The 25,353-nt window shown below is 41.6% G+C and carries 26 protein-coding genes; 6 read left to right on the forward strand and 20 right to left on the reverse strand.

The annotated features are described in order from the left end of the window. Positions 1–34 precede the first annotated feature (34 nt). From I588_RS09670 to I588_RS09710, 9 genes are all read right to left on the reverse strand, one after another. Positions 35–874 carry an aldo/keto reductase gene (locus I588_RS09670; protein ID WP_010755214.1) on the reverse strand — a complete coding sequence of 280 codons (840 nt, stop codon included), beginning with the start codon at positions 872–874 and terminating at the stop codon, positions 35–37. A gap of 204 nt (positions 875–1,078) precedes the next feature. Next, a complete protein-coding gene (locus tag I588_RS09675) occupies positions 1,079–1,579 on the reverse strand; it encodes a GNAT family N-acetyltransferase (RefSeq protein WP_010755213.1) in 501 nt (166 codons plus the stop codon). Positions 1,580–1,647: 68 nt separating this feature from the next. Next, positions 1,648–2,406, reverse strand: a complete 759-nt coding sequence (locus tag I588_RS09680; protein WP_010755212.1) for a permease prefix domain 1-containing protein — start codon at positions 2,404–2,406, stop codon at positions 1,648–1,650. Further along, positions 2,396–2,731: a PadR family transcriptional regulator gene (locus tag I588_RS09685; RefSeq protein ID WP_010755211.1), complete on the reverse strand. Its 336-nt coding sequence runs from the start codon at positions 2,729–2,731 to the stop codon at positions 2,396–2,398. Before I588_RS09685 ends, I588_RS09680 begins: the two co-directional genes overlap by 11 nt. Positions 2,732–2,841: 110 nt before the next feature. After that, positions 2,842–3,294, reverse strand: coding sequence for a hypothetical protein (locus tag I588_RS09690; protein ID WP_010755210.1), 453 nt, complete (start codon positions 3,292–3,294; stop codon positions 2,842–2,844). 218 nt (positions 3,295–3,512) lie between these two features. After that, entirely contained in the window at positions 3,513–4,214 is a 702-nt protein-coding gene (locus tag I588_RS09695) for an RraA family protein (protein WP_010755209.1), read from the reverse strand. An 11-nt stretch (positions 4,215–4,225) separates the two neighbouring features. After that, positions 4,226–4,792, reverse strand: coding sequence for an HD domain-containing protein (locus I588_RS09700; protein ID WP_010755208.1), 567 nt, complete (start codon positions 4,790–4,792; stop codon positions 4,226–4,228). A 43-nt stretch (positions 4,793–4,835) separates the two neighbouring features. Then, a complete protein-coding gene (locus I588_RS09705) occupies positions 4,836–6,236 on the reverse strand; it encodes a DASS family sodium-coupled anion symporter (RefSeq protein ID WP_010755207.1) in 1,401 nt (466 codons plus the stop codon). Between the two features lie 23 nt (positions 6,237–6,259). Beyond that, positions 6,260–7,243, reverse strand: a complete 984-nt coding sequence (locus I588_RS09710; RefSeq protein WP_010755206.1) for a hydroxyacid dehydrogenase — start codon at positions 7,241–7,243, stop codon at positions 6,260–6,262. A 163-nt stretch (positions 7,244–7,406) separates the two neighbouring features. Between I588_RS09710 and I588_RS09715 the strand changes: the two genes are divergently transcribed. Beyond that, a complete protein-coding gene (locus I588_RS09715; RefSeq protein WP_010755205.1) occupies positions 7,407–9,290 on the forward strand; it encodes a sigma 54-interacting transcriptional regulator in 1,884 nt (627 codons plus the stop codon). Positions 9,291–9,386: 96 nt separating this feature from the next. Here the strand turns inward: I588_RS09715 and I588_RS09720 are convergent, their stop codons facing one another. Further along, complete coding sequence (locus I588_RS09720; protein WP_010755204.1) at positions 9,387–10,358, reverse strand: diaminopimelate dehydrogenase; 972 nt, start codon at positions 10,356–10,358, stop codon at positions 9,387–9,389. A 206-nt stretch (positions 10,359–10,564) separates the two neighbouring features. On the opposite strand from I588_RS09720, the gene I588_RS09725 reads away from it, so the two are divergent. From I588_RS09725 to I588_RS09745, 5 genes are all read left to right on the forward strand, one after another. Next, positions 10,565–11,134 carry a glycerol-3-phosphate responsive antiterminator gene (locus I588_RS09725; protein WP_010755203.1) on the forward strand — a complete coding sequence of 190 codons (570 nt, stop codon included), beginning with the start codon at positions 10,565–10,567 and terminating at the stop codon, positions 11,132–11,134. Between the two features lie 159 nt (positions 11,135–11,293). Further along, positions 11,294–12,742 (forward strand): NAD(P)/FAD-dependent oxidoreductase, encoded by a 1,449-nt coding sequence (locus tag I588_RS09730; RefSeq protein WP_010755202.1) that lies wholly within the window; start codon positions 11,294–11,296, stop codon positions 12,740–12,742. A gap of 1 nt (position 12,743) precedes the next feature. Further along, on the forward strand, positions 12,744–14,012 hold the full coding sequence (locus I588_RS09735; protein WP_010755201.1) for an NAD(P)/FAD-dependent oxidoreductase: 1,269 nt from the start codon (positions 12,744–12,746) through the stop codon (positions 14,010–14,012). After that, entirely contained in the window at positions 14,009–14,362 is a 354-nt protein-coding gene (locus tag I588_RS09740) for a DUF1667 domain-containing protein (protein WP_010755200.1), read from the forward strand. The genes I588_RS09735 and I588_RS09740 overlap by 4 nt, the downstream gene beginning before the upstream one ends. 135 nt (positions 14,363–14,497) lie before the next feature. Further along, on the forward strand, positions 14,498–15,577 hold the full coding sequence (locus I588_RS09745; RefSeq protein WP_010755199.1) for a CPBP family intramembrane glutamic endopeptidase: 1,080 nt from the start codon (positions 14,498–14,500) through the stop codon (positions 15,575–15,577). A 48-nt stretch (positions 15,578–15,625) separates the two neighbouring features. On the opposite strand, the gene truA is transcribed toward I588_RS09745, so the two are convergent. The 10 genes from truA to I588_RS09795 all read right to left on the reverse strand — a co-directional run bounded on the left by truA (position 15,626) and on the right by I588_RS09795 (position 25,324). Continuing rightward, on the reverse strand, positions 15,626–16,366 hold the full coding sequence (truA, locus tag I588_RS09750; RefSeq protein WP_010755198.1) for a tRNA pseudouridine(38-40) synthase TruA: 741 nt from the start codon (positions 16,364–16,366) through the stop codon (positions 15,626–15,628). A gap of 156 nt (positions 16,367–16,522) precedes the next feature. Further along, a complete protein-coding gene (locus I588_RS09755) occupies positions 16,523–17,032 on the reverse strand; it encodes a DinB family protein (protein WP_010755197.1) in 510 nt (169 codons plus the stop codon). A gap of 156 nt (positions 17,033–17,188) precedes the next feature. Then, positions 17,189–18,160: a Gfo/Idh/MocA family protein gene (locus I588_RS09760; RefSeq protein WP_010755196.1), complete on the reverse strand. Its 972-nt coding sequence runs from the start codon at positions 18,158–18,160 to the stop codon at positions 17,189–17,191. A gap of 15 nt (positions 18,161–18,175) precedes the next feature. Then, positions 18,176–19,222, reverse strand: coding sequence for a PTS fructose transporter subunit IIC (locus I588_RS09765; protein ID WP_010755195.1), 1,047 nt, complete (start codon positions 19,220–19,222; stop codon positions 18,176–18,178). Next, a complete protein-coding gene (locus I588_RS09770; protein ID WP_010755194.1) occupies positions 19,203–19,526 on the reverse strand; it encodes a PTS fructose transporter subunit IIB in 324 nt (107 codons plus the stop codon). The genes I588_RS09765 and I588_RS09770 overlap by 20 nt, the downstream gene beginning before the upstream one ends. Then, positions 19,523–20,011 (reverse strand): PTS sugar transporter subunit IIA, encoded by a 489-nt coding sequence (locus I588_RS09775; protein WP_139243991.1) that lies wholly within the window; start codon positions 20,009–20,011, stop codon positions 19,523–19,525. Before I588_RS09775 ends, I588_RS09770 begins: the two co-directional genes overlap by 4 nt. 46 nt (positions 20,012–20,057) lie before the next feature. Then, positions 20,058–20,825, reverse strand: coding sequence for an SDR family NAD(P)-dependent oxidoreductase (locus tag I588_RS09780; RefSeq protein ID WP_010755192.1), 768 nt, complete (start codon positions 20,823–20,825; stop codon positions 20,058–20,060). A gap of 1 nt (position 20,826) precedes the next feature. Further along, positions 20,827–21,525: a deoxyribose-phosphate aldolase gene (gene deoC, locus I588_RS09785; RefSeq protein ID WP_010755191.1), complete on the reverse strand. Its 699-nt coding sequence runs from the start codon at positions 21,523–21,525 to the stop codon at positions 20,827–20,829. Between the two features lie 165 nt (positions 21,526–21,690). Next, the gene (locus I588_RS09790) at positions 21,691–23,628 is read right to left on the reverse strand and encodes a BglG family transcription antiterminator (RefSeq protein ID WP_010755190.1); all 1,938 of its coding nucleotides are present in this window, start codon (positions 23,626–23,628) and stop codon (positions 21,691–21,693) included. Positions 23,629–24,001: 373 nt separating this feature from the next. Next, on the reverse strand, positions 24,002–25,324 hold the full coding sequence (locus I588_RS09795; protein ID WP_010755189.1) for a coiled-coil domain-containing protein: 1,323 nt from the start codon (positions 25,322–25,324) through the stop codon (positions 24,002–24,004). Between the last annotated feature and the right edge of the window lie 29 nt (positions 25,325–25,353).

The following is a 25,353-nucleotide window of genomic DNA, read 5'->3' on the forward strand; positions in this document are numbered from 1 at the left end:
AACTTGTTCAGCAAAGGTCAATTGTATTTAGTTGCTAGTCAAATTCTTCATATTCATTTGGATCTTGTCCATCCACACGACCCTCTGGCTTGTTCAGCTGATTGATCGCCGCTATTTCTTCCTCGGTCAAATGAAAATCAAAAACGGCGAGATTGTCCCGTTGACGTTGCGGATTGCTGGATTTTACTACTGGTAAAATTCCGCGATCCAAGTGCCAGCGAATGACAATTTGCCCCGGGGTTTTATCATATTTTTCCGCCAACTTTTTCAATATGTCTTCTTCCAGCGAAACCGTGCCGCGACCTAATGGACTCCACGCCTCGGTGACAATACCACGACGTTTGTTCTCAGCCAGCCGTTTTTCCTGCACCCAGTAAGGATGAATCTCAATCTGGTTGACTGCCGGTGTGACACCCGTTTCTTCAATGATGCGATCCAAATGCTCGGGTTCAAAATTCGACACCCCAATGGAGCGGATCAAGCCCATTTTCTGAGCAGTGATCAAGGCCTGCCAAGCCTCTACATAATGATCTCGCTTTGGCAGCGGCCAGTGGATCAAATACAAATCAAAATAGTCCAAGCCCATCCGACGCAGCGATTCTTGAATCATCATCAAGGCATCGTCATAGGTATGATATTTCCCTGGTAATTTAGAGGTTACAAAAAGCTCTGCCCGCGGTACACCTGAGCGGCGAATCGCTTCACCCACAATGCCCTCATTGTCATAGTTCGTGGAAGAATCGATTAAACGATACCCGCTTTGAATCGCTGTAATAATCTGGTTCATCCCATGGTCTCCGCGAATCGCTACTGTCCCTAAGCCTAAAGCTGGCAATTTGTGTCCATCATTCAATGTAATCATTGGTGCTGTCATTTGCAAATTCCTCCTTTAGTAATATGGCTGACCTTCATTTTTAAGGCAAACATGCTTGTTTTCCTGAATTCAAAAAACAGCCCTCGCCATGAAAATCAACTCTCCACCTTCAACTCTACCACTCATAGGACCACACGTTAAATTTGCTGTTTATAGGGACGAAAAAAGCGCACTCTCTTTTTTAGCTGAGAAAGTGCACCTTTTTTATTGCTCTGTTTTCCAAATTAGCTTTTCCGACTGAGTGGTTATTCCACCAATCGTATCTTCAAAATACTTCAAGTGAAGGGCACCTAGTTTGCTGTACACCGCTCGGGCTTGGTCGTTGCCTCGCAGGATACAAATAGTGACCTGCTTTCCTTCCTGTCTGGCATCAGCTAAGATTTCTCGCAGCAGTAAAGAACCAATCCCTCGGTTGCGGAACGACGAGGAAACATGAAGAGAATCAACATAGATCGTATTTTCCAGCTCAGACTCTTTTGATACAGCAACAAAGCCGGCAATTTGTCCTTCTGCCATTGCAACCAGTAAGGTCGTTTCTTGCGTTGCCAAAAACTTCGCCCATTGCTTTTCACTATCTGCTGGATTCATCGCCTGCAGAAACGCCTCAGGTAAAATTTGTTTATACGTGTGCTGCCAATTCTCTGTATAAATAGCAGCAATTGCCGGCAAATCAGTCACCTGTGCCGGACGCAATTCAACGGTCATAGAATCCCTCCTCGAAAATATTTCCTATCATAAGCGATGCAGACGGATTGTTCAAGTTGAATCTGCTGTTAAATTGCCACTGCCACCGGCCGAAATCCTTCTAGGCCGATTACCATAAATGGTCGATCTTTTTTGATCACTTCTTGATTGGTTTTGAGGCTCAGCTTTTTACCATTAACAAGACCAGTCCCTTTGTAAGAAATGTCCGTGACAGCCACACCTATTTCCCAAAGCAGCTGCTTTTCTTTACGGTCCTTGACGAATGTGATCAGATACCGCTGCAGGGTAAGCAATCCCGCCAACAGCAAAATACAAAAGAGCTTCTGCTGGAGAGAGCCGGAAAACGGAAAAACTGCGATTGCTAAAACGAAGCCGCTATTGGTAATTCCTCCGCCATCCCAGTTTTCACCCCAAGCATAGAACAAGGCCGAATCGGTATATTTTTCCATAAAAGAAATCAAAAAGCCGGCGCACGCAGTTATCCCCGCAATGCCATACAAAATAAAATTTGGTGCCGAAGCACTGGTTCGTCCATAGCCGAAAAAGTAAGGAACTACATTTATAATTACCGCACAAATTAGAAAGTAACCGGTCATCCGCCAATCAATTCCTCGACGATGGACCTTGTTCAATTGTCTCCCAACAACGACTGGATCACCTAATTGCTCCAGTACTTCCTGCTCAGCCGCTTCTTCACTTATCCCCTGACGGATCAACGATTCCTTATGATCCTCAATATGAGCGGTATACTCTGCCAAAATTTCTTTGCGAACACTGCTGACACTGATTTGCTTGGTCAGCCTTTTTAAATAGTTTTTAGTATCCATAAGTCACAGCTCCAAGAATGTCGGTGACGGTGCTGGAGTAGGTTTCCCACTCTTTGATTTTCTCTTCTAAAAAAAGACGGCCGGTTGCAGTCAATTGGTAATACTTCCGCTTTTTCCCCTTCACCTCAGTTTCATAGCTGGTTAAATGTCCAGCTTTTACCAGCTGATGCAGCAAGGGGTATAAGGTACCCGTTTTCAATTCAAATACATTTTGCGAGCGCTTGGCTAAGGTTTCGATCATTTCATAGCCATACATATCCTTGTCTGACAGCAAACTTAAAATCAGCAATGTCGTACTACCAGATACTAAGCCTTTATCAATCATTGATCTCACCTCCATAGGTAGATTATCTACTTATAGTATATGTCGACAATCTACTTATGTCAATGGCACAAAAAAAGACACAACCAATTTCAGTTATGTCTTCATCCGATCTATTCAGCTAAAGCCGCTATTTTTTTCAACGTTCCATCTAAATTGTTTACATGCCAGCTTTTGGTGCCCCAGAAGTTTTCAACCGAAAGTGCACCGCTGTTTCTAAATAGTGCCAATTCTTTTTGCTGGGTAACCAAATCAATCTTGCCATCTTCTAGTCCCAAAGAGATCCGGTAGTCAAAGCCTGATTCTTCAATCTGTACCGATTTAACTGTACTGATAGGAATTTTTAAGGGCTCTTGATCCTTCACTTTGCCCGTCCAGCTTAACGGTGCCAAGACTAAATCCTTTTCGCAAAGCTGTAAAATGTAAGAAGGTGCTTCCTTAATTAAAAAACGTGCGACCTTTTCACTTAAGTTTGGCGCTGCATATTTTACTACGATACAGCTGTTTTCTAAAGGCTCTACCCCTAATGCTCTCAATGATTCTACCACTTTAATTTCTTTTGCCATGTTTAACTCGCTCCTTTTTTCTTTTCCTTCGATGAATTAAAGATACTGGAAAAAGCCGCAGAGAAGGCTTGAATTTCCTGAATGGTTTCTTTTCTTTCCTGAACAGAAGTTTATGGTTGGCTTTTGCTACTTCTATAGTTGGAATAAAGTTTGGTATTGCAATCGCACAAAATAAGCCGGCTCGAGTTCAAGCCGGCTTACCTCTTTTCTAAATTAGTTTATCGGTCATTCCATTTGCTTGGAATAAACTCGATAGATTTTTTCTCAAGTGTATTTTTTACCCAATCACGATTGTTTTTGCCTTCTCTAGCAGCATTCACCTTCGCTTGATCGCCTTCAGAAAGCTTCAGCGCTTTTTCGTAAATGTCTTCAGCGTCTTCCCGTGGAATAACAATTACGCCGTCCTGATCACCTAAAATAATATCGCCCGGATTCACGGAAATTCGTCCGCAGGCAATCGGAACATTCACTTCTCCGGGGCCTTCTTTATAAGGGCCACCTGGAGTTGTTCCGCTAGCATAGAAAGGAAAATCCATTTTACCAATGCTGTCGATGTCTCGCATTGGACCATCTAATACAATGCCGCCTAATTCCAAGAAGCTGGCACTATACACCGTCATAATTTCCCCCATCAAGGCTTGGCTGCGATCGCCTTCATTGGATACCACAATGATGTCTCCCGGCTGTGAAATATCTAAAGCCGCATGAATCATCAGATTATCTCCTGGACGTGCCTTTACCGTCAAGGCTGGACCACACATGAACTTTGTTGGTTTAGACATTAATTTAATATCGCTGTGCATCGCACATAAGCGCCCCATTGTGTCCGCGACATTGGCCGCTGGGAGTTTGCTAAACTTCTCGATTAATTCTTTTGAAGGTAATTCTCTTTCTAAAAAAACTCTACTTCCTACACCCATTTTTCCATCTCCTAATCAACTTCTAGTGTAAGCGGAACGTTGGCTTCCATAAAATGAAGATCCGCATCCATAACATCACAGTAAAATAAAATCAATTCTTCCTTTGTTTTAGGCAACAGCTTCGACTGCCCCGCATGAGAAACACAGAAAGCCACTACTTCTTTTGGCAAATTGTATTTTTGCGCATAGAAGCCGCTTAGGAACCCGTGCTGATAAATGGCTCCAATGTCTGATTTCTTACTAGTACCGACGCCGCCTTCAGCATAGGTCATTTCCTCTAGCTTGCATACATCATGCAGCACACCTGAAATGATCAAGATATCAAGATCCAGCGGATAATTGTATTCAGTGATTGTCCGCTTCGCAACCTTCAAGGCATTGTCGACTACGCTGTTAGTATGCTGCACCAAAGGAACATTAGGTGCTCGCATAGCAAACTGGGCATCTTGAACGTCCTTCCAGTCACTTTTTTCAAAGGCTTCTATCCAAATATCACAGGCGGTATCCACCCATTGTTTATTTGTTACTTCATTTAAAGCTGGGAAAAAATCTAAGATATTTTGTCTGTTTAAGGTCATTTTTGTTACTCCTTCTTTTTTTATTTAAAACAGGGAATTCTTTTTACCAAAAACCTAGCAGCTTCCAATAAGGAAAACCAATAACAATATAAATAGCTAAGATGATGATCAGCATAATGGTTCCTACTACATACCAATCTCTTTGCGAAACATATCCATTTCCGTAGATATAAATGCTGGCTCCATTTCCGTAGTTACACAGCAGTGCGCCATAGCCGCCAAAGAATGCCAGCATAAAGGATAGGATCAGCATATTAACCTGTGTAGTAGAAGCAATCGTTAAAATAACCGGATAGATCGAAGCAATATAGGCTGCATTCGATACGAAAAAGTATTTAGTGAGAAAACTAATTAATAATAAGATAGCTAATACAACCATACCGTTGACATGAACTAAATCTAAATTGGCTTCCAGGATACCAGATAGCCAAACATAAAAGCCGCCGGTCATAAGTGCAGAAGAGACACTGAAGAATAAGCCGTACCATAAATACATGTTCCAAGCAGCTTTTTCCTGCATTAAATCGTTCCAGTCCAATATTCCTAGAACTAATTCCAAGGCTAAAAATCCATAAGCAACGGCGTACATGTCGATACCAAAACGAGGTCCAATCATCCAGCCTAAAATAGCTAAGATAAACAGCACTGCTAATTGCTTTTCTTGCTTAGAAACTTCGCCCATTTCAGCTAATTTCCCTTGCACAAAAGGCTTGATATTTTCCAATTTTTTCAGCTCAGGCGGGTAAAGCTTATAAACCACTAGCGGTGAAATTAACAATACAATAGCACCTGGTACTAATGCAGCCTTGAACCAAAGCATCCAAGTTAACTCAATTCCTGCTACACTCTTAATCGTTGAAGCAATTACCGCATTGGAAGCCATCCCCGTCAGAAACAGCACCGCTGTGGACATTGCCACTACGTGTTCCAATATTTCTAAATAAGCACCCAATTTTCTTGGATTTTTATCAGGATGGGAATCTAAAGACTCCGCCACCCCTCTAAAAATCGGGAAGACAATCGCTGATCGTGAAGTATTCGATCCCGTAGCAGGACTTAAAATCAAATCACAGAACATCATGATGTAGCCTAACCCCAAGGAAGTTCTGCCGAATTTCGAAAGAATCATATAGGCCAAGCGTTTGCCTAAACCCGTTTTATTGAAGGCCCCGCAAACCAATAAGACGACCAGTAAAAACCAAACACCCTGATTGGCATAACCGGAAAACAGGACAGTGGCATCTTCGACAAAGAAGGCGAAGACACCGATAATTACTAAGGAAATGATTGGTTCACTTAAGGGCTTCAGGATAAGCCCTAGCAGAACAGACAAACAAATTCCAAACATTCTCCACGTTTCTGTCTCTAAGCCTGCTGGTGTTTCGATTAGCCAAATAATCACAGGAACTAAAAAGACAATCACTAATTTAACGATCCTTTTCATTACAAACCCTCACTTTTTATGATTTAAACAGTCACCTTTTTTTTACAAAAGTCCTTCATTTCTGGAATCGGCCAAGTGACTTCCTTGCCGCTAAGCACTTCATCCACACCAATTGCACAATGCAGCGACGCACGATCTGTTGCTTCAATCGTGGCAGCACCTAAGTGAGGCCCAATTGTAACGTTGTCTAAATAAAGCAATGGGTTATCAGCTTTTGGAGGTTCTTCCATCATTACATCCAGTGCAGCGCCAGCAATTCGTTCATTCTTCATCGCTTCGTAAAATTCGTCTTCTTTAATCAATTTCCCTCTGGCGGTATTGATTAAGTAGGCAGTCGGTTTCATAAGCTCTAATTCTCGTGTACCAACAAATCCTGTTGTTTCTTCATTAGCCGGACAATGCAAGGACACGAAATCACTTTCCTTAAAGATCTGATCAAAATCATCGATTAATTGAACACCCTCTGGAACCTCGGCTTGGGTTTTATATGGATCGTAAGCAATGACCTTCATGTTAAAGCCGTGCAAAGCCTTTTTGGCTACGCGAGAACCAATATTACCGACTCCAATAAGTCCTAATGTTTTCCCATCCATTTCTACACGCGGTAATTTTAATTTTGCATAGTAGAAATCATCGATGAAGTGCTTTTGAGTCTTTTTGAAATTGCGTGAGCAATTCAGCATGTACATCATCGCTGCTTCAGCAACCGACATGCTGTTTGCAACTGGTGCATAACAAACCATTACATTGTGGTCTCGGGCTGCCTGTAAATCTACCGTATCGTAGCCTGCCCCATGACGTACCACGACTTTCAATTTATCAGCTGCTTCAAACACCTTGCGAGACATCTTTGACAGACGTACGATAATGCCATCACAGCCCTTAATATCACGAATGATATCTTCCTCTTCTAGACCTGAACCTTTAATTAGTTCATACCCTCGTGATTCTAAATACTCTCTTCCTTCTTCCATAATTTCTTGCGGCAATAAAATTTTGTATCCCATGAATAACTCCTCCTTTTTTCTTATACAACTATTTATAAAGCAAATAGCGTGCCAAAAGTAAAAGCCTAAAAGAAAGGGTTTACTTCCCTATTTATGAAATGATATATTTCATATAGCGAAACTTTTTATTTCAACGAAATATTTTATCCCAAAGGAGAATATCATGGAGATCATACTTTTTTCTGGTCAAGAACGCTTTACTGCAAAGGCGGAAAAAATTCTTGAAGACCGTAATCTTAAAGAACGATGTCTAGTTGTGGAAACGGCTGGAAGAAAAACTCAGCAGGTAGCTGACTTCTATTCTGAAAATGGCGCCAAAGTATTTATTGCTCGTGGACAGAATTTTGACCTGATCAACAAAAAATACAATATTCCGGCTGTCTCGGTAAGAGCTACCTACGAGGAAATTTTGGTGGCTTACCAACAAGCACAAATGATTTCCAATCGAATTGCGATTCTAGGCTACGGTTCGATTTACACCATGATTCAACGGTTTCAACGCATTTCACAGGAAGAGTTTTTGGCAATTAAAATTGACGATGTGAAAAACGTCAGTCATTTGATGAAGGAAGCGGCTGCTAAAGGGTACGATACCTTTGTTGGCGGAATTACAACCCGTGAAGCCTGTAGTGAACTCGGTCTAAACCATGTCATGTTGGATAGCGATTCGCTATCCATCAAAATAGCTTTAGATCAGGCACTGAGCTTAATTGACATTCAATCAGAAAGAAGCCAGAATTTCACATTAATTCAAACGATCCTGAACACCTCAGAAGATGCGATTATCGCCTTTGACGAGAAGCTGAAGATCACCTTTATCAATGACAAGGCCAAAAGAATTTTCAAAAGCGAGTTGAATCAAAGCGTTACTGAAAAACTCTTTCCAGCTGAAATCAAGACAAAAATATATGACAATCAAGAAAGCCTGCAAAATTACTTAATTCAAATCAATGAAGAACCACACTTGCTCTCCATCAAACCATTAATTACTAATCAAAAAGTTTACGGCGCCGTAGCAACCATCACAATTAGTACCGAATTGATTAATTCGGAAACTACCTTGCGGAAACAATTAGCCGAAAAAGGACATATTGCTAAATCAAACTTCAAGGATGTAATAGGCAAAAGCAGTGTCATTGCCAAGACAATTACTTGGGCTAAAAGAATCGCCAAGTCTGAAAACAATATTCTAATTCACGGTGATACCGGTACAGGTAAAGAGTTGTTCGCTCAAAGCATTCATAATTTCAGTTCTCGTCAGTATGGTCCCTTCATTGCCATCAACTGTGCGGCATTAGCAACCTCCATTTTGGAGAGCGAGCTCTTTGGTTATGAAAAAGGTTCCTTCACTGGCGCCAGCAATCAAGGGAAAATGGGCGTATTTGAACTTGCTCATAAAGGAACACTTTTCTTAGACGAAATTGGTGAGATCAGCGGTGAACTGCAAGCGAAGCTGTTAAGAGTGATTCAAGAAAAGGAGATCGTTCGCGTAGGTGGCAACAATGTTATTCCTGTCGACGTACGGATTATTACAGCTACGAATAAAGATCTGAAGAAGCTGTCTAGAAAAAATGAATTTCGCAGTGATTTATTCTATCGTTTATCCGTCTTAGAATTAGAACTGCCTCCATTGAAGGAGCGCAAAGAGGACATTCCCCTATTGGTTTCAAATTATTTAAAAATTAACTATCCAACGATTGAAATCGAAGAAGCTAGTCTCGATTATTTTAAAAAGTTTCCTTTCGAGGGGAATATCCGACAATTAATCAATCTGGTAGAAAGATGCGCTGTCTTAGCGGATTATTCAAAAATTAGTCAATACATTGTAGAGAAGGTCTGTAAAAAGGAATTCGAAGCAGTAAATGAGGACACCTCAATAGACATAGAAGATGCGGCAACTCCGCTTCAACCGATAACTGATGAAGCGAGGTGCCTTGAAGCAGCTTTAAAAAGGAATTTCGGTAATCGGAAGCAAACAGCTCAAGAGCTCAAAATTAGTACAACTACCCTCTGGAGAAAAATGAAAAAATACGGCATTGGTCTGTGAAATAGCATTTAATCGGCCGTTTATGGTACTACAGCTATTGCTATAAACAGCAAAAAAGTTCGGCCCTTCTTCGAGAAAGGTCGAACTTTTTTATTCTTACAGTAATTCTTTCCGCAACGTCGCATCATCTAACGGCGACAAGTATTTTGGTGCAATATCTAATACAGTGAATGCCCCAAATTGTTCTTCCTTTGCCAAACGGACACACGCTCTAGCATAAGCAACTAATACACTGGCTGTGAATTCTGGATTGCTCTCTAATTGCAGGGTGTACTCGATCACTTGGTTCGTGATTTCACCAGTCGTTCCTGTGTGTAAAACCGTTCCGCCATGCGGCATCGCTTTGTGATCACGATTTAACTCTTCTTGAGAAACGAAGTTCACTTCGGTATCGTAGTCAGAGAAATAGTTTGGCATGGTTACAATCTCTTCTTTGATTGCTTCGGCGTCTGCGCCTTCCTCCAATACGACAAAGCATTCTCTAAAATGCTTGTCGCGAGTGGTTAATTCCAGCTTTTCGCCGGCCTTCAAATTTTCAATTACTTCATTGTTAGGAATGGTATATTGAGTCGCATCGGCCACGCCTGCAATTCTCCGTAAAGCATCTGAATGTCCTTGACTGACACCCTTGCCCCAGAAGGTATTCGTTTCACCCGTCGGCAAGATACTTTGTGCATACAATCGGTTCAAGCTAAATAATCCAGGATCCCAACCCGTTGAAATAATCGACACTGTTTGATTGGCTTTAGCCGCTTGATCAACCTTGGCAAAATGCTCAGGAATCTTGGCGTGGGTATCAAAGCTGTCAATCGTATTAAAATTCTTGGTGATTTCCGGTGTTTGTACCGGCAAATCAGTTGCTGAACCACCACACAGAATACAAACATCTATATCTGCTTTTTTGCTTAATAGATCATCCATGTGGAAAGCCGCAGCTCCTTCTGTTGCGACTGTTTCCGGTGATCGTCTAGTAAATACTCCGACTAATTCCATGTCCGGATTCTGTTTTAAGGAACGCTCCACACCGCGACCTAAATTTCCATACCCGACAATTGCTACATTGATCATTCAACCACTCCTCATTCTTTGTTAGTTTGATTATACTATAATAGAAGGAAAAAAATACTGAATTATTTAATCGTTTTCTCATATTTTCGCTAATGGCAAAATTTTTCCTCATACTAGCAGAGCCATATTCTGCTAGTAATTTATGATAAAATAAAACTGACTACTAAAGGACCTTGGTTCCTTTCAAGATGGGGAGAAAGTTGACGATGAACACACATGAACTCTATACAAAATTGGAGCTGGCTCCAGTGATTGCTGCTGTGAATAACGAAGAAGAATTGGCTCAAGCTTTACTAACTGATGTAGAGGTCGTGTTTGTGCTGCAATCTCATTTAATGCAGCTGCAGGAGCTGTCAGAAAAGATTAAACACAGCGGCAAAGTTGCCGTTTTACATGCGGATCGGGTCAAGGGACTGTCCTCAGATGAGACAGCGATTGACTATATTAAAAAAAGCACTTCTTTTGATGGCATTATTTCCACCAAGTCTACAATTGTTCATTATGCGAAAAAAAGGCAGCTGCTGGCTATTCAGCGTTTTTTCCTGCTGGATTCTTCTGCTTTAGCCAATGTTGAACGGCAGCTGACTCAGACCGAAGCTGATCTAGTGGAAGTCCTGCCAAGTGTTTCGCCAAAAATCGTTAAAGAGCTGGTTAAACAATCCCGCAAGCCCTTGATTGTTGGTGGACTAATTCGTGATAAGGAAGATGTCATGGGGGCTTTAGGAGCTGGAAGTCTCGCCGTATCAACAACAATGGCTGCCGTTTGGTCAATCTAATATTGTTGCCGCCGCAAAAAGGTGTTATAATACAGGTAACTAAATAACTTGCTAGAGACAAAAAGAGTATAGCAGCAAATGCCAACAAACCTTGGCATCTGTTTCCTATACTCTTTTTTTGTGCTGTAGTCCTTGAAAATTAAGCTAGGGGGAAAGAATATGTATGATGTAACCATCATCGGTTGTGGCATCGTCGGAGCCGCAACTGCCTATGAATTAAGTAAATATCAATTAAAAACACTCGTCTTGGAGGCCGAAAACGATGTCAGCCAAGGAGCCACCAAAGCCAACAGTGCTATTTTACATGCCGGCTTTGATCCTGAGCCTGGTACTTTAATGGCCAAACTGAATGTGGAAGGTGCTGCGTATGCCAAGGAGCTTTGCCAAAAGCTTGCCGTTCATTACAACCAGATCGGCTCATTAGTTGTTGCTTTTTCCGAAGAAGATTTAGCCTTGATTCAGGAACTATATGACCGTGGAGTAAAAAATGGGGTGCCAGATTTAGCGTTGCTGAATAAAGAAGAGCTGTTGGCAAAGGAGCCTAACCTTTCCCACCAAGCTGTTGGGGCACTTTATGCACCTAGTGCTGCCATCGTTAATCCTTGGGAATTTTGTCTGGCTCTAGCTGAAACAGCCGTAAAAAACGGAGTCGAACTGGCGTTGAATAATCAGGTAGAAGCCATCACCCAAACCGCGGAAGGCTACCAAATTGAAACCAATCAAGGCACGTATCAAACGAAATATATCTTTAATGCAGCCGGCATTCATTCAGACGACATTCACAATATGGTTGCTGAGCCGAATTTTGAAATCACCCCAAATCGCGGTGAATACTATCTATTAGATAAATCAGAAGGCGCTGTTGTCAATCATGTAATTTTCCAATGTCCTTCAAGTATAGGAAAAGGCGTGCTGATTAGTCCAACCGTTCACGGTAACCTGATTGTTGGTCCTAACTCTCATGGCCTTCAGAAAAGTGAGCTGGGAACTGGCTTAGATACAGGCAATACCGCTGCCGGATTATCCCAGGTTGCCCAGCTAGCCGCCAAATCGGTTCCAGATCTTAATCTACGGCAGTCGATTCGTAATTTTTCCGGTGTTCGGGCCAACAGTACCGGCAGTGATTTCGTAATTCAAGAGGCAGCAGCCGGCTTCATCGATCTGGCCGGGATCAAATCGCCTGGTCTCACCTCTGCGCCAGCCATTGCGCTCTATGCCATTGAATTGCTGGAAAAATCAGCAGAAACCTCATTTGAACTAAAAGAAACATTTGTCGATACACGGGAAAAAGTTGTTTTCCAGGAACTGACTATTCCTGAAAAAAATCAATTGATTGCAGAAGACCCTAGCTACGGGAGAGTAATTTGCCGCTGCGAAACCATTACCGAGGGCGAAATCAAAGCAGCCGCTCACTCACCGATTCCTACTACCTCGCTGGACGGCATCAAACGCCGCTGCAATGCCGGAATGGGACGCTGCCAAGGCGGCTTCTGCGGTCCCCGAGTAGTGGAAATTTTGTCAGAGGAGCTGGGGATTTCTCCGCTAGAGGTGCTGCAGGATCGTAATGGAAGCAACGTATTAGTCGAAGCTACTAAGGGAGGGATTTAATATGCATGAATTAATCGTTATTGGCGGTGGTCCAGCTGGGCTGGCGGCGGCGATGGCTGCCTACAATGAAGGAGTTCGAGATATTTTAATCATTGAAAGAGACAAGCAATTAGGCGGCATTTTGAATCAGTGCATCCACAATGGCTTTGGCCTGCACTACTTCAAAGAAGAGCTGACTGGTCCCGAATATGCGGGACGGTTTATCGATATGATTAAGGAAACAACTATTCAGGTCTTTTTAGATACAATGGTGTTGGAAGTATCCGAAAATAAAGAAGTTCATATTGTTAATAAGGAGCAAGGCTATCAAATCCTGAAGGCTAAATCCATTGTCCTAGCAATGGGCTGCCGCGAACGCACTCGTGGAGCAATTGGGATTCCCGGCAGTCGACCAGCAGGTGTTTACACCGCTGGTACTGCCCAACGCTATGTAAATATGGAGGGCTACCTAGTTGGGAAGAAGGTGCTGATTTTAGGTTCTGGCGATATTGGACTTATTATGGCTCGCCGCATGACTTTAGAAGGGGCTGATGTTTTGGCCTGTGTTGAGGTGATGCCTTACTCAGGCGGTCTGACCAGAAACATCGTTCAGTGCTTAGACGATTTTGATATTCCATTATATTTATCCCATACCATCACTGAAGTTCGTGGCAAAAGCCGGGTAGAGGAAGTCGTTGTTTCACAAGTGGATGAAAACCGGCGACCGATTCCTGGTACAGAACAGACCTTCGAATGTGACACGATTCTTCTGTCGGTTGGTTTAATTCCAGAAAATGAATTGAGTCGCAGCGCTGGTGTTGTGATGGATAATAAAACCAGTGGTGCTATTGTTTACGAAAACATGGAAACCTCAATCCCAGGTATCTTCGCCTGCGGAAATGTGGTTCACGTCCATGATTTGGTGGATTTTGTAACCGCCGAAAGTACCCGGGCTGGTGTGGCAGCTGCTCAGTACCTGTCCCAACAAAACCAGCAGGAACAGGAAACCGACTGTCTCACAATTAAAAATGGCAATTATGTCACCTATGTCGTGCCGCAAAAAATTCGCGAGGACAACGTGCCGAAAAAAGTAGAGCTGTTTTTCCGGGTAAACAAGGTCTTTGACGACAGTCAAATTGTTGTGAAGTCTCAAGGAGAGGTCATTGCTAAAAAACGAAAAAGCTATATTGTTCCTGGAGAAATGGAAAAGATCAATTTATCGAAAAAAGTTTTGGATAAAGCCGGCAGCGGCGAAATTGAAATCTCAGTGGAGGAGGTCGTAAAAGCATGAAAAATTTCATTTGCATTATGTGTCCCAAGGGCTGTCACTTAACAGTCGACGAAGAAAATGACTACCAGGTTACCGGCTATAGCTGCAATAAAGGAATTAAATACGGCAAAGCCGAAGCCACCAATCCCATTCGGGTGGTGACCTCCACTGTTGTAGTAAACAACGGGGAAGCGCATCGTTGCTCAGTCAAAACCGCCCATGGCATCCCAAAAGAAGCCGTTCGTGCTGCCATGCAGGAGATCGATCAAGTCCGACTGCAGGCACCTGTCAAAATCGGTGATGTCGCGATTGAAAATCTTTTAGATACCGGCGTCGATGTAGTGGTTACCTGCAACATTCAAGCAAGCTGATTTACTAGGAGGTTCATCCCTTGAGATGGACCTCCTTTCTCATTCACGCCTAATATTCAACCATTTAGGAAAAAAGCCGCTCTCCAGTCAGCATATCCGCTAAACTTGCTATAAGAAAAGAAATGGAGAGTGGAAATGATGGAAGAGCAACTTGAAAGTAAACAGCTGAAGATTTTCTCCGCTATTGCTTTTGGATTACCAGTAATTATGGGGTTATTCATGTGGTATGGCTACAATACTAAAGGAAACATTGATCTTTTCACCTTGACACATATGTATTATCCGGCAGCTGGAGCAATGATGGCCCTTTTAATCAGTGGAAAGGCCAAGAAAACTATTCCGAAAGCCTTTTTTATTGGTTATTTGATTCAAACCGGAATGATGATTGCCTGCAGCTTATTGGGATTATTTATGGGCGGCAGCACGTTTATGATGATCGGCAGCTTCGTCATGATTCTTGGCAGTATTTTTCTATGGATTGCTCTGCCGGTTGCTAAAAAAGAGCGCCGAGAAGCTTATGGTCTGCGTAGAAAAAACGGGAAGCTGACCGTCGCTTTGGTTTTATTGTTTGTTGTATTGTATACCGCACGCATGGTGATTTATTATGTAATCGAAGGTGAACTTGGCAGTATGACAGAGATCTTCTCCAAATCGCAAACCTGGTTGTTCTTAGTACAAACCTTAGTCAGCTACTTGATTATGTTTGCCCCTTATTTTGGTGAAGAATACGGCTGGCGTTACTTCCTGCAGCCGATGTTGCAGAAAAAATATGGCATGGTGAAAGGTGTATTACTACTAGGAATCGTTTGGGGACTTTGGCATTTGCCGCTGAATTTCTTCTATTATACTTCACCAGCCATCGGTATTATTTCCGTAGCTAATCAACTTGTGGTTTGTATCACCATGGGTATCTTCATGGGATGGGTATATATGAAGACCGACAATGTTTGGAGTGTGGTTGCGATTCATTTCCTGAATAATAATCTGGCACCGATTTTCGCTGGCGACCTTACCGGCGAATCGATGTCTGGCTACTCGATCGGCTGGTCTGACGTTGCCACAGCAGCTGTTATCATGACCCTTTGCTACGCTTGGCCGATAATTACCAAGTACTTCAGGAATCGAAATCATTTGAACCTGACCCCTGAAGCTCGGGCAAACCAACTAATTGAAGAACCCGTACCAAAAAAGAATATAACAACTAAATACGCTTAACTATCCAGATAAAAAATGGGCTCAGCTATCTTCGCTGCGCCCATTTTTCTATTTATAATACACTTCATCCAAAAATAACCCTTGAGCTGGCACGGTTTCTCCAGCATTTTTTCTGACCTTGCTGGCAAATACTTCGTCAATTGCCTCAAGCTCCATTGTTCCGGCACCAATTTCCAGTAACGTCCCCACAATAATGCGCACCATTTTATGCAGGAAGCCATCTCCCACAAAGGTAAAATGCAGCAGGCTGCCTTCTTCCTCAATGCTAATACGTTCAATTGTGCGAACAGTCGATTTTTTCGTTTTCTTCAAAGCAGAAAAGCCTATAAAATCATGTTTGCCAGTTAGCTTGCGACATGCTTCCCTCATGCGATCTAAATCCAACGCTTGCGGATAATGATAGCTGTAGCCTCGTTCAAAAGCCGAAGGAATTTCAGCATGCCAGACATAGTAGCTGTACTGTTTCCCAGTCGCATTGTAGCGCGCATGAAATCGTTCAGCTGCCTCTTCGGCTTTCTTCACTACAATATCCTGCGGCAGATACCGATTGAGAAAAGCAATCATCTCCGCCAAAGACATGTCACTGTTGGTTTTAAAATTTGCTACCTGACCACGCGCATGAGTTCCGCCATCGGTTCGTCCTGAACCAATAATCTCAAGCTCCTCACCCGTCATTTGCTTAATGATATTCTCAATTTTCCCCTGAATCGTCTTATCTGAATCTCCCAGCCGTTGCCAGCCCAGGTAACGTTTGCCATCATATTCGATGGTCAGTTTAATATTTCTCATGTGATCTGTTTTGCTCCTCTAGTTAAGTTAGCTTTATAATATCATTTTTCAACGATCGCTCGCTTACTTTTTTGCAACACCTTTTGATTCTTAAGAAAATAAGATCCATTCTAAAAAAGCCAACCACCCTAAGATGATCAGCCTTAACCTATAGAATTATTTGCCGATGACCAGTCTTCTAGTGTAAACTGCTTGCCCCGAATGCATCACCGCATCATCAATTGCCGAAACAATCCGCACCTCTCTTGTTACCGGTGGTGTCCAGCTGTCGTCAATGATCTCCTCCAGACTTTCTTCCTTTAGCCCTTCTAAGTAAGTAATCGTAAAATCAACACAGGCCGACAAATAGTCCAGCAAAATATCCTTGTTGTTCACTACCACCTTCTCGGCTTCTTCTGGCGTATGATGCCACTCTTCTGTATCATCCGGTAAATCCAACGCAAACTTTTCGCTCCAACCAGCTGACAGCCACAGCGGCTTCGTATGATTCAACTCTGAAATCTGAAAATCCAGTTCGCGAGCCGTGTGCCACATCAGCCAAGTAACTGATTTGATCAACGGTGCCGGCATCGTGTTGGCTTCCTCCACACTCATCTGGCCTAAGGTATCCTCCAGCCGTTCCTGCCCCCGCTTCAACGTATCAATCGACAATTTTGTAAAATTCATCTGTACCCCTCCTAGTTAAACCAAAGTGAACACTAGTATCTATTACTCACTTTACTACAGCGGTTACTTATCAGCAAACGTTCTGGTGCAAGGAGCAGCCGGAAATTCTTTGCTCTAAGAAGAAAGAATACTCTCATACAAAGCTGGCGACATTTTTTATTCAAAGGGATATTTAAATCCCCATAAATTACGAATTTCTGTCAGTAGTCTGTTCACATCCAAGCTCCAAGCCAATGTGTCATTGCTTTTATTTTCGGTAATATATTTTTGAATAGCAGCCACTTCATACTCTAACGCTGCGCCACTATGTCCCAAGACAATTTCTTCTACTCGATTATCCTCAGTAAAAACTATTTTGGCTTGATCCGCCCTGGGGTAATTTTCAATTTCAATATATCCTTTTTCTGCAATAATCGTACCACGTTTAGCTTGCTTAGCCCTCATTGTCAACGCAATAACCACTAGCTGACCTAAAGCATTTTTCATCAAAATTCCGGCCTCTTCATCCACTCCTGTTTCAAAATAATTTACAGTTGAGAGAACAACGTTCGGCGTTTCAGCTAAGAAAAAGCGAGCAAAGGACACCGCATAGACCCCGATATCCAGTAAAGCACCTCCTGCCAACTCCTTGGAAAAAAAACGATGAGTTACATCATACTCCTTACAACTGCCGAAATTTACTTGAACCATTTTTACTTTCCCCAATTCTCCTGACTGCAGTCTTTCTTTGACCGCCGAAAACAGAGGCATATGATACAGAGTCATTCCTTCCATAATTACTAGGTTCTGTTGCTCAGCAATTGCGATACATTCTTCTAATTGTTGATTATTAACCGTAATCACTTTTTCTACAAATACATGCTTTCCAGCTAATAAAGCTTTCTTCATCCACTCATAATGCAAATTGTGAGGGGTGGCCACGTAGACAATCTCTATCTGTTTATCTTCAAGAAACTCTTTTTCACTGGTAAATACCTGCTGAATCGCATATTCCTCGGCAAATTTCTTAGCCATATCTGCTGAAATATCATAAACACCATAAATCTCCCCATTTACTTTCGTCAGAGCCTCGCCCATTTCATGAGCAATCCAACCGCTGCCCACTATTCCCCAATTACATTTATCCATTGAGTATCTCTCCTTTTATACCGACGGCTCTTCTTCTATTTGAGTCTCAGCTTCCGGCGATTTCTTTAATAAGAGAAGACAAATCGCAGTTACTACTCCTCCTAGCAGCCAATAAAGAACGAACAAACCGGGATTACTGCTTAGAAAAACGACAAACAATCCCCCATGAGGTGCATGAAGTGTAATGGCAGAAGCATAGCAAAGCGCACCAGAAACCGCTGAGCCAGCCATCAACGCCGGAATAACTCGAAAAGGATCGGCAACAGCAAAAGGAATGGCAAATTCGGTAATTTCAAAAATCCCTCCAGTAATCAACCCAGGCAGGTTTGAAAACTCATCCTTAGTGAATTTCTTTTTCATAATAATCATTGCTATAGCGATTCCCAAAGGAGGTGTCATTGCCGCCACACAACTAGTTGTTAAAGGAATCCAGTTTCCTGCTTCACTAGCTGCTAAGGCAAACGCGTAAGACGCTTTATTCAGCGGGCCGCCCATATCAAAAGCAATCATACACCCATGAATAATTCCCAGCATAATAGCACTTCCTGTACCTAACCCCTCTAACCAATTAGTCAAACCCACACTTAACGCAGTCATCGGCTTGCCAATCACGTAAATCATTAAAAAGCCAATAACCAGAACGCTGATTATAGGAATAATCAAAGTCGGAAGAAGCGAACGCATGCTCAAAGGTAATGGAATCTTTTTTAATTCGCGAACCAAAAAGCCGGCAATAATCCCCGCGACCAAAGCACCAATAAACCCAGCACCCATTTCATCAGCTAATAGCCCACCTACCATGCCGGAACAGATAGCTGGCTTATCGGCGATGGCAAAAGCTACATAAGCTCCCAGTACGGGGGTCATCATAGCGAAAGCTCGTTTCCCTACCCAGAAAATGGTGCTGCTGACATTGCCGAAAGGCTCAACCGAGCTGGGAATATCTACTCCCCCTACCGCAAACCCTAAAGCAACTAAGATACCGCCGGCAATAACAAACGGCAGCATAAACGATACCCCTGTTAACAATCCCGTTTTTATATCATTCAGTATTTGCTTCATTTTCATGCTCCTTCCTAAAGATAATGCCCGCATCCTTCACTAAAGTATGAGGATCTGTTTGAAAAATTTTTTCTTCAAATCCTGCAAATCGTTCGCTTTTTTGAATGCCGACATCATTTGCTAATACAATCAAATCCGCCTCTTCAATATCTTTTTTATTCAACTCATTTTCAATCCCTAAGGCGCCTTGAGTCTCAACCTTACAAGGGATGTTTTTTTGTTTGCATAATTTCTTTATCGATTGCGCCGCCATATAAGTGTGCGCAATCCCTGTCGCGCAAGATGTAATCGCAATTATTTTCATGTGTATTCCCTCTCTTCATCTGCTAAGTCTCTGGCATACTTCAAGAATTCTTGCAGTGTTTCTAGTGAACGTAATTTTTGTAAAAATTCATCATTAGCCAATAAACCGGCTAAACTGGCCAGCATTTGAATATAAGCTTCTCCCGATTGCTCCTGAGAAACCGCTAACATAAATATAAAACGAACCAAGCCGGTCTCACCAGAAGATTCATATAAGAAGGGCTCTCGCATTCGACAAAACAAGACTGCAGGCCTTTTTACTACAGAGCTTTTGGCATGAGGTAAAGCAATTTCATTGCCCATGTAAGTAGAGCCTAAAGCTTCCCTTTCATATAACGCCTGTTTAAATACTTCTTTATTGGTAATAAGACCCGCTTCAAAATACCATCGAGTTAATTGAACAAACATTTCATCTTTATCATTGAACGGGGCTATATCTAGAAAAAAAGTTTTTTCATTTAAGATCGCTCCAATGTTTTTTTCCATCATGTACTCTCCTCACACCACCATTTGCTTTTTTGGCATCAGCAGTCTATTTTGCTGCAATTCCTCCATCAATTCGACAGCAGCAGCCAACGATATAACTGGATTTATTCGATGATAAAAACAAGACTAAATCTGCTATCTCATCGGGTTTGGCATAACGCTTTAATGGAATACCACTGACAAAATCCGCATGAGCTGCAGCAGGATTTTCCGGCTGAGCTTTTTCTTCCATCGCTCGAATCATGGCTGTATCGACTGATCCTGGACAAATTGAGTTCACCCGAATGCCTTCATTCACATACTCCAAGGCCACAGACTTAGTTAATCCATTCACCGCATGCTTTGCAGCGCTATACAGTGGTTTTCTTCGGCTGGCAGATAACCCAGCAATTGAAGAAATATTCACTATTGTTCCTTGCTTGTCTTTCAGCATTTCCTTTATTGCATGTTTAATAAAGAAAAATGTTCCTTTCACATTGGTGTTCATCATTACATCAAAATCATATTCCTCCATGTCAGTAATGTAGGCCTGTTTCCCATCTATTCCGCCGCAATTAACCAGATGATTAAGCTTGTTAAAATGTTCAACTCCCCTATTCACAACCTGAATAACTTCAGACTCCTTGGTTATATCAGCCGCCTGACAAATACAGCGTTCATCTGAATAAGCATTGGCTTCCTTCATTTCTTCCAGCGCTGGCAAAGAGATATCTGTTAAAATCAACTTTGCGCCTGCTTCATAGAACTTCTGTGCACAGACACGGCCGATTCCGCCACAAGCACCATTAATCAATACGACTTGCTGCTCAAACATTCTACCCCTCCTCTGCCAGCTGTTCCTTGGCTGCTTCTGTAATAGCAATCCCTGCGGTTCCTCCCAAACGGACTGCCCCAATTTCTAAATAAGTGCACGCATCTTCTAATGTACGAATTGCGCCTGAGGCCTTTACTAGAATTTTATCTCCAGCGGCTTTTTTCATTGCAGTCACATCCTCAACAGTAGATCCGTAATTCGCGTACCCAGAAGAAGTTTTCACAAAATCTGCTCCCGCCTCAATTGCACACTCCACTGCCTTTGAAATTTTGTCATTTCCAATAATTGAAGTTTCGATAATCACCTTTACAATTTTTTCTTCTCCATAACTCTTGAAAGCCTGCACAACCGCCTGTAAATCAGCAATAACATACGAATAATCTTCATCTAAAAATTTCCCAACATGCATCACGATATCAATCTCATCAGCACCATACTTTGCACATTCATGCGCTTCAAAAACCTTTGTTGCTGTCGTCATTGCTCCTAAAGGGTAAGCCATTGTGCAGCATACATGCACCTGCGTACCAGCCAAAGCCTCTTTGCACAATTGACAATAGCTTGAACTTAAAACAACGGAAGCAAAGCCATATTCTTTGGCTTCACTACAAAATTTCAATACTTCTTCCTTCGTTGCATCTGCCTTTACCAAACTGTGGTCAAAGTAACTAGCCATCGTTTCTAAAAATTCCCTATTCATTCGATCACCCTTCCTATTTTTTTACACCCTAAGTATAGTCTGAGAAAATCTGTTTGAATATTCAGAAATTTTCATTTAGTTTTGAGTAAAGCAGACTCACTTATACAATTCATTTCCTTTATTCAATGCAACGTCAGCAATCACTCAATAAAATTCTTCACTTGCTTAGTGAAATTTATTACCGATTCCTTCTTCAATGACCTGTTTAAATTCAGATAAGTTCTCTACTTTCTTTAATTGGGAAACTAAAAAAGGCAGCTGCGATATTTCATAAATACTTTCCATGATACGTTCAAACTCACGTGTTTCATCTGGTTTTATGCATAAAAGCAGCACAATTTGAACCTTTTCTTGATTCCATAACAACGGCTTAGCAGTGGTGAGAATACCGATTCCATTCTTTTGGATGACCTCGGGATAGGGATGGGGAATTGCAATAAAATTCCCTACTTCCGTTCCACTGACCGTCTCTCTTTTAGCAACAGAATCATACATATCAGAAGAGCCATAGTTCAGAGCCTCCATCTTACAGCAAATATAACGCAAGGCTTCATCTTTGTCAGGAATTTGTTTTGAAAATATTGATATTTCTTCTTTAAAATAGCCAAAGAGCAGATTTAAGCTTTCTTTTTCTGTTTGTTCCTTCCTGTTCAAATAATCATGAATCTTCTCAATATCATGTTGCTTCAATACGGGCGATACATAAATTACCGGTGTTTCAACATTCTTTATTTCAGTAGTCGCAACAATTAAGTCAAGCTGCTCCTCCTCTAGCTTATCTAATTGCCGACTGCTGGTCATAACCTTTACGACATGCAGCTTGGGGATTTCCGAATGAAGCTTAACCTTTAAAAACTCTGCCATCCCTTTTCCTGAAGGACAGACAATTGCTACTTGACTCTGTTCATTTTGATTGACCTTCGTTTCCAAGGCAACAATGATATGCATAGTGAACAGACCAATTTCTTTATCACTAAGGTGAATACTCAACCGATCTTCTAGTCTTTTGGCAATTAACAACGATATCTCAAAGGAGAATGCAAAAGACCTTTTCAATTCATGTAATAATGGATTGTCTATTTGAATGCTATAGATTGACCGATTAATAGCAGGTATCAGGTGTTTAAACAAATTCTCAATCAAACGCTGATTGTGGTGAAAATTAGTAAAATAGATTAGATCAATTTCTTCCAAGACAGTCGTCAAAATTTGGCGAACCTGTTGCGGATCGATCGTTGAATGATGAATATTCTCAGTGGTCATGCTCAAACCTGACAGAAAACAAGCCAAATACGTCAGCTCAGCGCTGCGATATTCTAAATCAAAGGCAACACATAGCTTTTCCAACAAATAATTACTCTGCTTGAAAAGAATCGTTTCTACCTGTGTTTCATCCATTATTTTTCGACGATCCAAGAATTTTTTTTGACGATAAATAGTCACACACAAGTATATGAATAATTTCTTAAATTCATGATCGGGAATAATTGTGTTGTGATATTTTTCGTATTCAATTAATAACTCATATAACCCTATGACAGAAACTCCCTGATAATCCTTTGTTTCTTGTAATGTTTGAAACAGGCTGAAACTTTTGGATTTAAGCTCAATCATGACTAATGCCATCCGAATATCGATTTCGTTGCCCGAAACAAATAATCCTAAGTTATTCCTCAACAATTTCAGCTGATGTTTTTCCAACTCCTTAGCTACTATATCCAATTCATTGGTAATCACACTTCGACTAAAATACATAGACTCACATACTTCGGCAATCGTTATATAGTTATTCTGTCCGAGCAAATACTTAATAATTTCATATTTCCGAAAATTATCTGTGAATTGATTAGTAGTAGCATCAACAGAACCAATCAAGTTATACAAATAGCCTTTTTTATTTTCATCAACGACCAAAAAAACTCCTTTGCCTCTAAGTGTCTGGATTTGAATGTTTTCAGACTTCAGCTTTTGGTTAATATTTTTGATATCCGATTTGATTGTCCGCGAAGAAACATGCAGCATTAAAGCAATATACTCAGTGGTAATCGTTTTGTCTTGATGAATCAGCAGTTGAACAATCGCCTTTTCACGCTCTTTTAGCATACTTATCCCCCCAGTAAAGTAGCCTATTGTTACCTTTATTATAAACAGCTTTTCCCCAAGTGCAGTATTTACTTTTTCACTAACTCATGAAACCTTTAGAGGTTAGAGAAGACATTTGAATACCTGAGAAAAGGTTTAGAGTCTCTCTTTTTTCATTCCGAAAAAGCAGTTGTTGTTTTTTTATTAACTGTCAAGTAAACTAAGCTATTCAAAAATATGTTGCTGTTTGATGTTTGATCAATAATCCAGTCTTGATAAATTTTTCACTTATCTCAGAAAACTACTGTAAAAAGTTAGATAGGCTAAATGATAAAGAGTTATATTCAAGGCACAAAAAAAGCTTCCGAAATTCGGAAGCTCGTAATTGATTGCTTTATGGGTGAATATAAGTTAAACCTGATGCACTTAAGGTTGCAGTGTTTGGTCCCATTGGTGTTGGGAAGCCCATGCCGCCTTGAGTGATTGTGATTGTGTTGCTGCCAGCATCATAGGATTGTACGTAAGCTACGTGTCCATAAGATGGATCGGCATTCCATGTTCCAACAGATTGTCCTTGAGCAAAGACAACGATTGAACCAGCTGCAGGAGATCCGTCTACCTGGAAGCCGTCAGCTGCTGCTGAAGCACCCCATTGACAGCCATTCCCCCAGTAAGTTCCAGCCCATGGAGCTACTGATTTCACGTACCAAGTACATTGACCTGGTGAGTACATATTGCCTGAACCAGTATGATCAACTCTGCCGCCAGTGCTGGTGCTTGGAGCTGTCGCTGCAGGTGTTTGTGGTACAGAAGAACTTGTTTCTGTTTTTGGCTCAGAGCTTGTTTGTGTTGAAGAAGAGCTTGATTCAGTAGCCGCTGTTGATGACTCTGAAGTTGCTGCTTGTTCTTTCGCTTCTTGAGCTGCTTTAGCTTGAGAAGCTTCAAACGCTTTTTGTGCTTTCGCTGCTTCTTCGGCTTGACGTTTTTCTTCCGCTTGACGTGCTTTTTCAGCTTCTTGCTGTTCTTTCAGAATACGCGCTTGTTCTGCTTTAGCAGCTTCTTGCTGCGCCTTCAATTTAGATTTATCTTGTTCAGCAGTTGCTTGCTCAGCCGCATAGTTTGCTTTGATAACGTTCAATTCAGCTTGCTTATTCGCAATCGCATTTTGTTGCGTTTCTAGTTCTTTTTGGTTTGCAACCAGCTCAGCCACTTTTTCTTCATTGGCTTTGACTTGCTTTTCAACTTCTTGTTTGTCTTCTTTTTGCTGTTCCATCAATGTTTTGTTCGCTTTAACCATTGTCGTCATCGCTTGAACACGACCAACAACATCTGATAATGATTCAGCATCTAACACTGCGTTCACGTAATTAGTTGCTTGACCATTTACTTGTGCATCACGAGCTTGATCTTCAATCAACTTTTCACGCTTTGCAATACGAACCTTTAAGGTAGCAATTTTATCTTGTAATTTCATTGTATCTTCGTTTAATTTTTCTTGTTTCGCTTCTAAGTCTTTTACCTGTCCGCTTACTGTTGCGATTTCAGCAGTCATTTCGTCAATCTGTGTTTGAACAGATGATTGTTTTCCTTGCAATTCGCTGATTTTTTGATCTTTTTCTTGAATTTGCTGGTCGTAGCTATCGGCTAAAGCAATGCTTGGTACTGTTGATAAAGCTAATGTGCAGACCAATACTGCTGATAAAATACTTTTCTTCACTGAATAATTCCTCCGGTTACAACTTTAAT

The sequence above is a fragment of the Enterococcus pallens ATCC BAA-351 genome (genome assembly GCF_000407485.1).
In the GTDB taxonomy this organism is placed as follows: Bacteria; Bacillota; Bacilli; order Lactobacillales; family Enterococcaceae; genus Enterococcus_A; species Enterococcus_A pallens.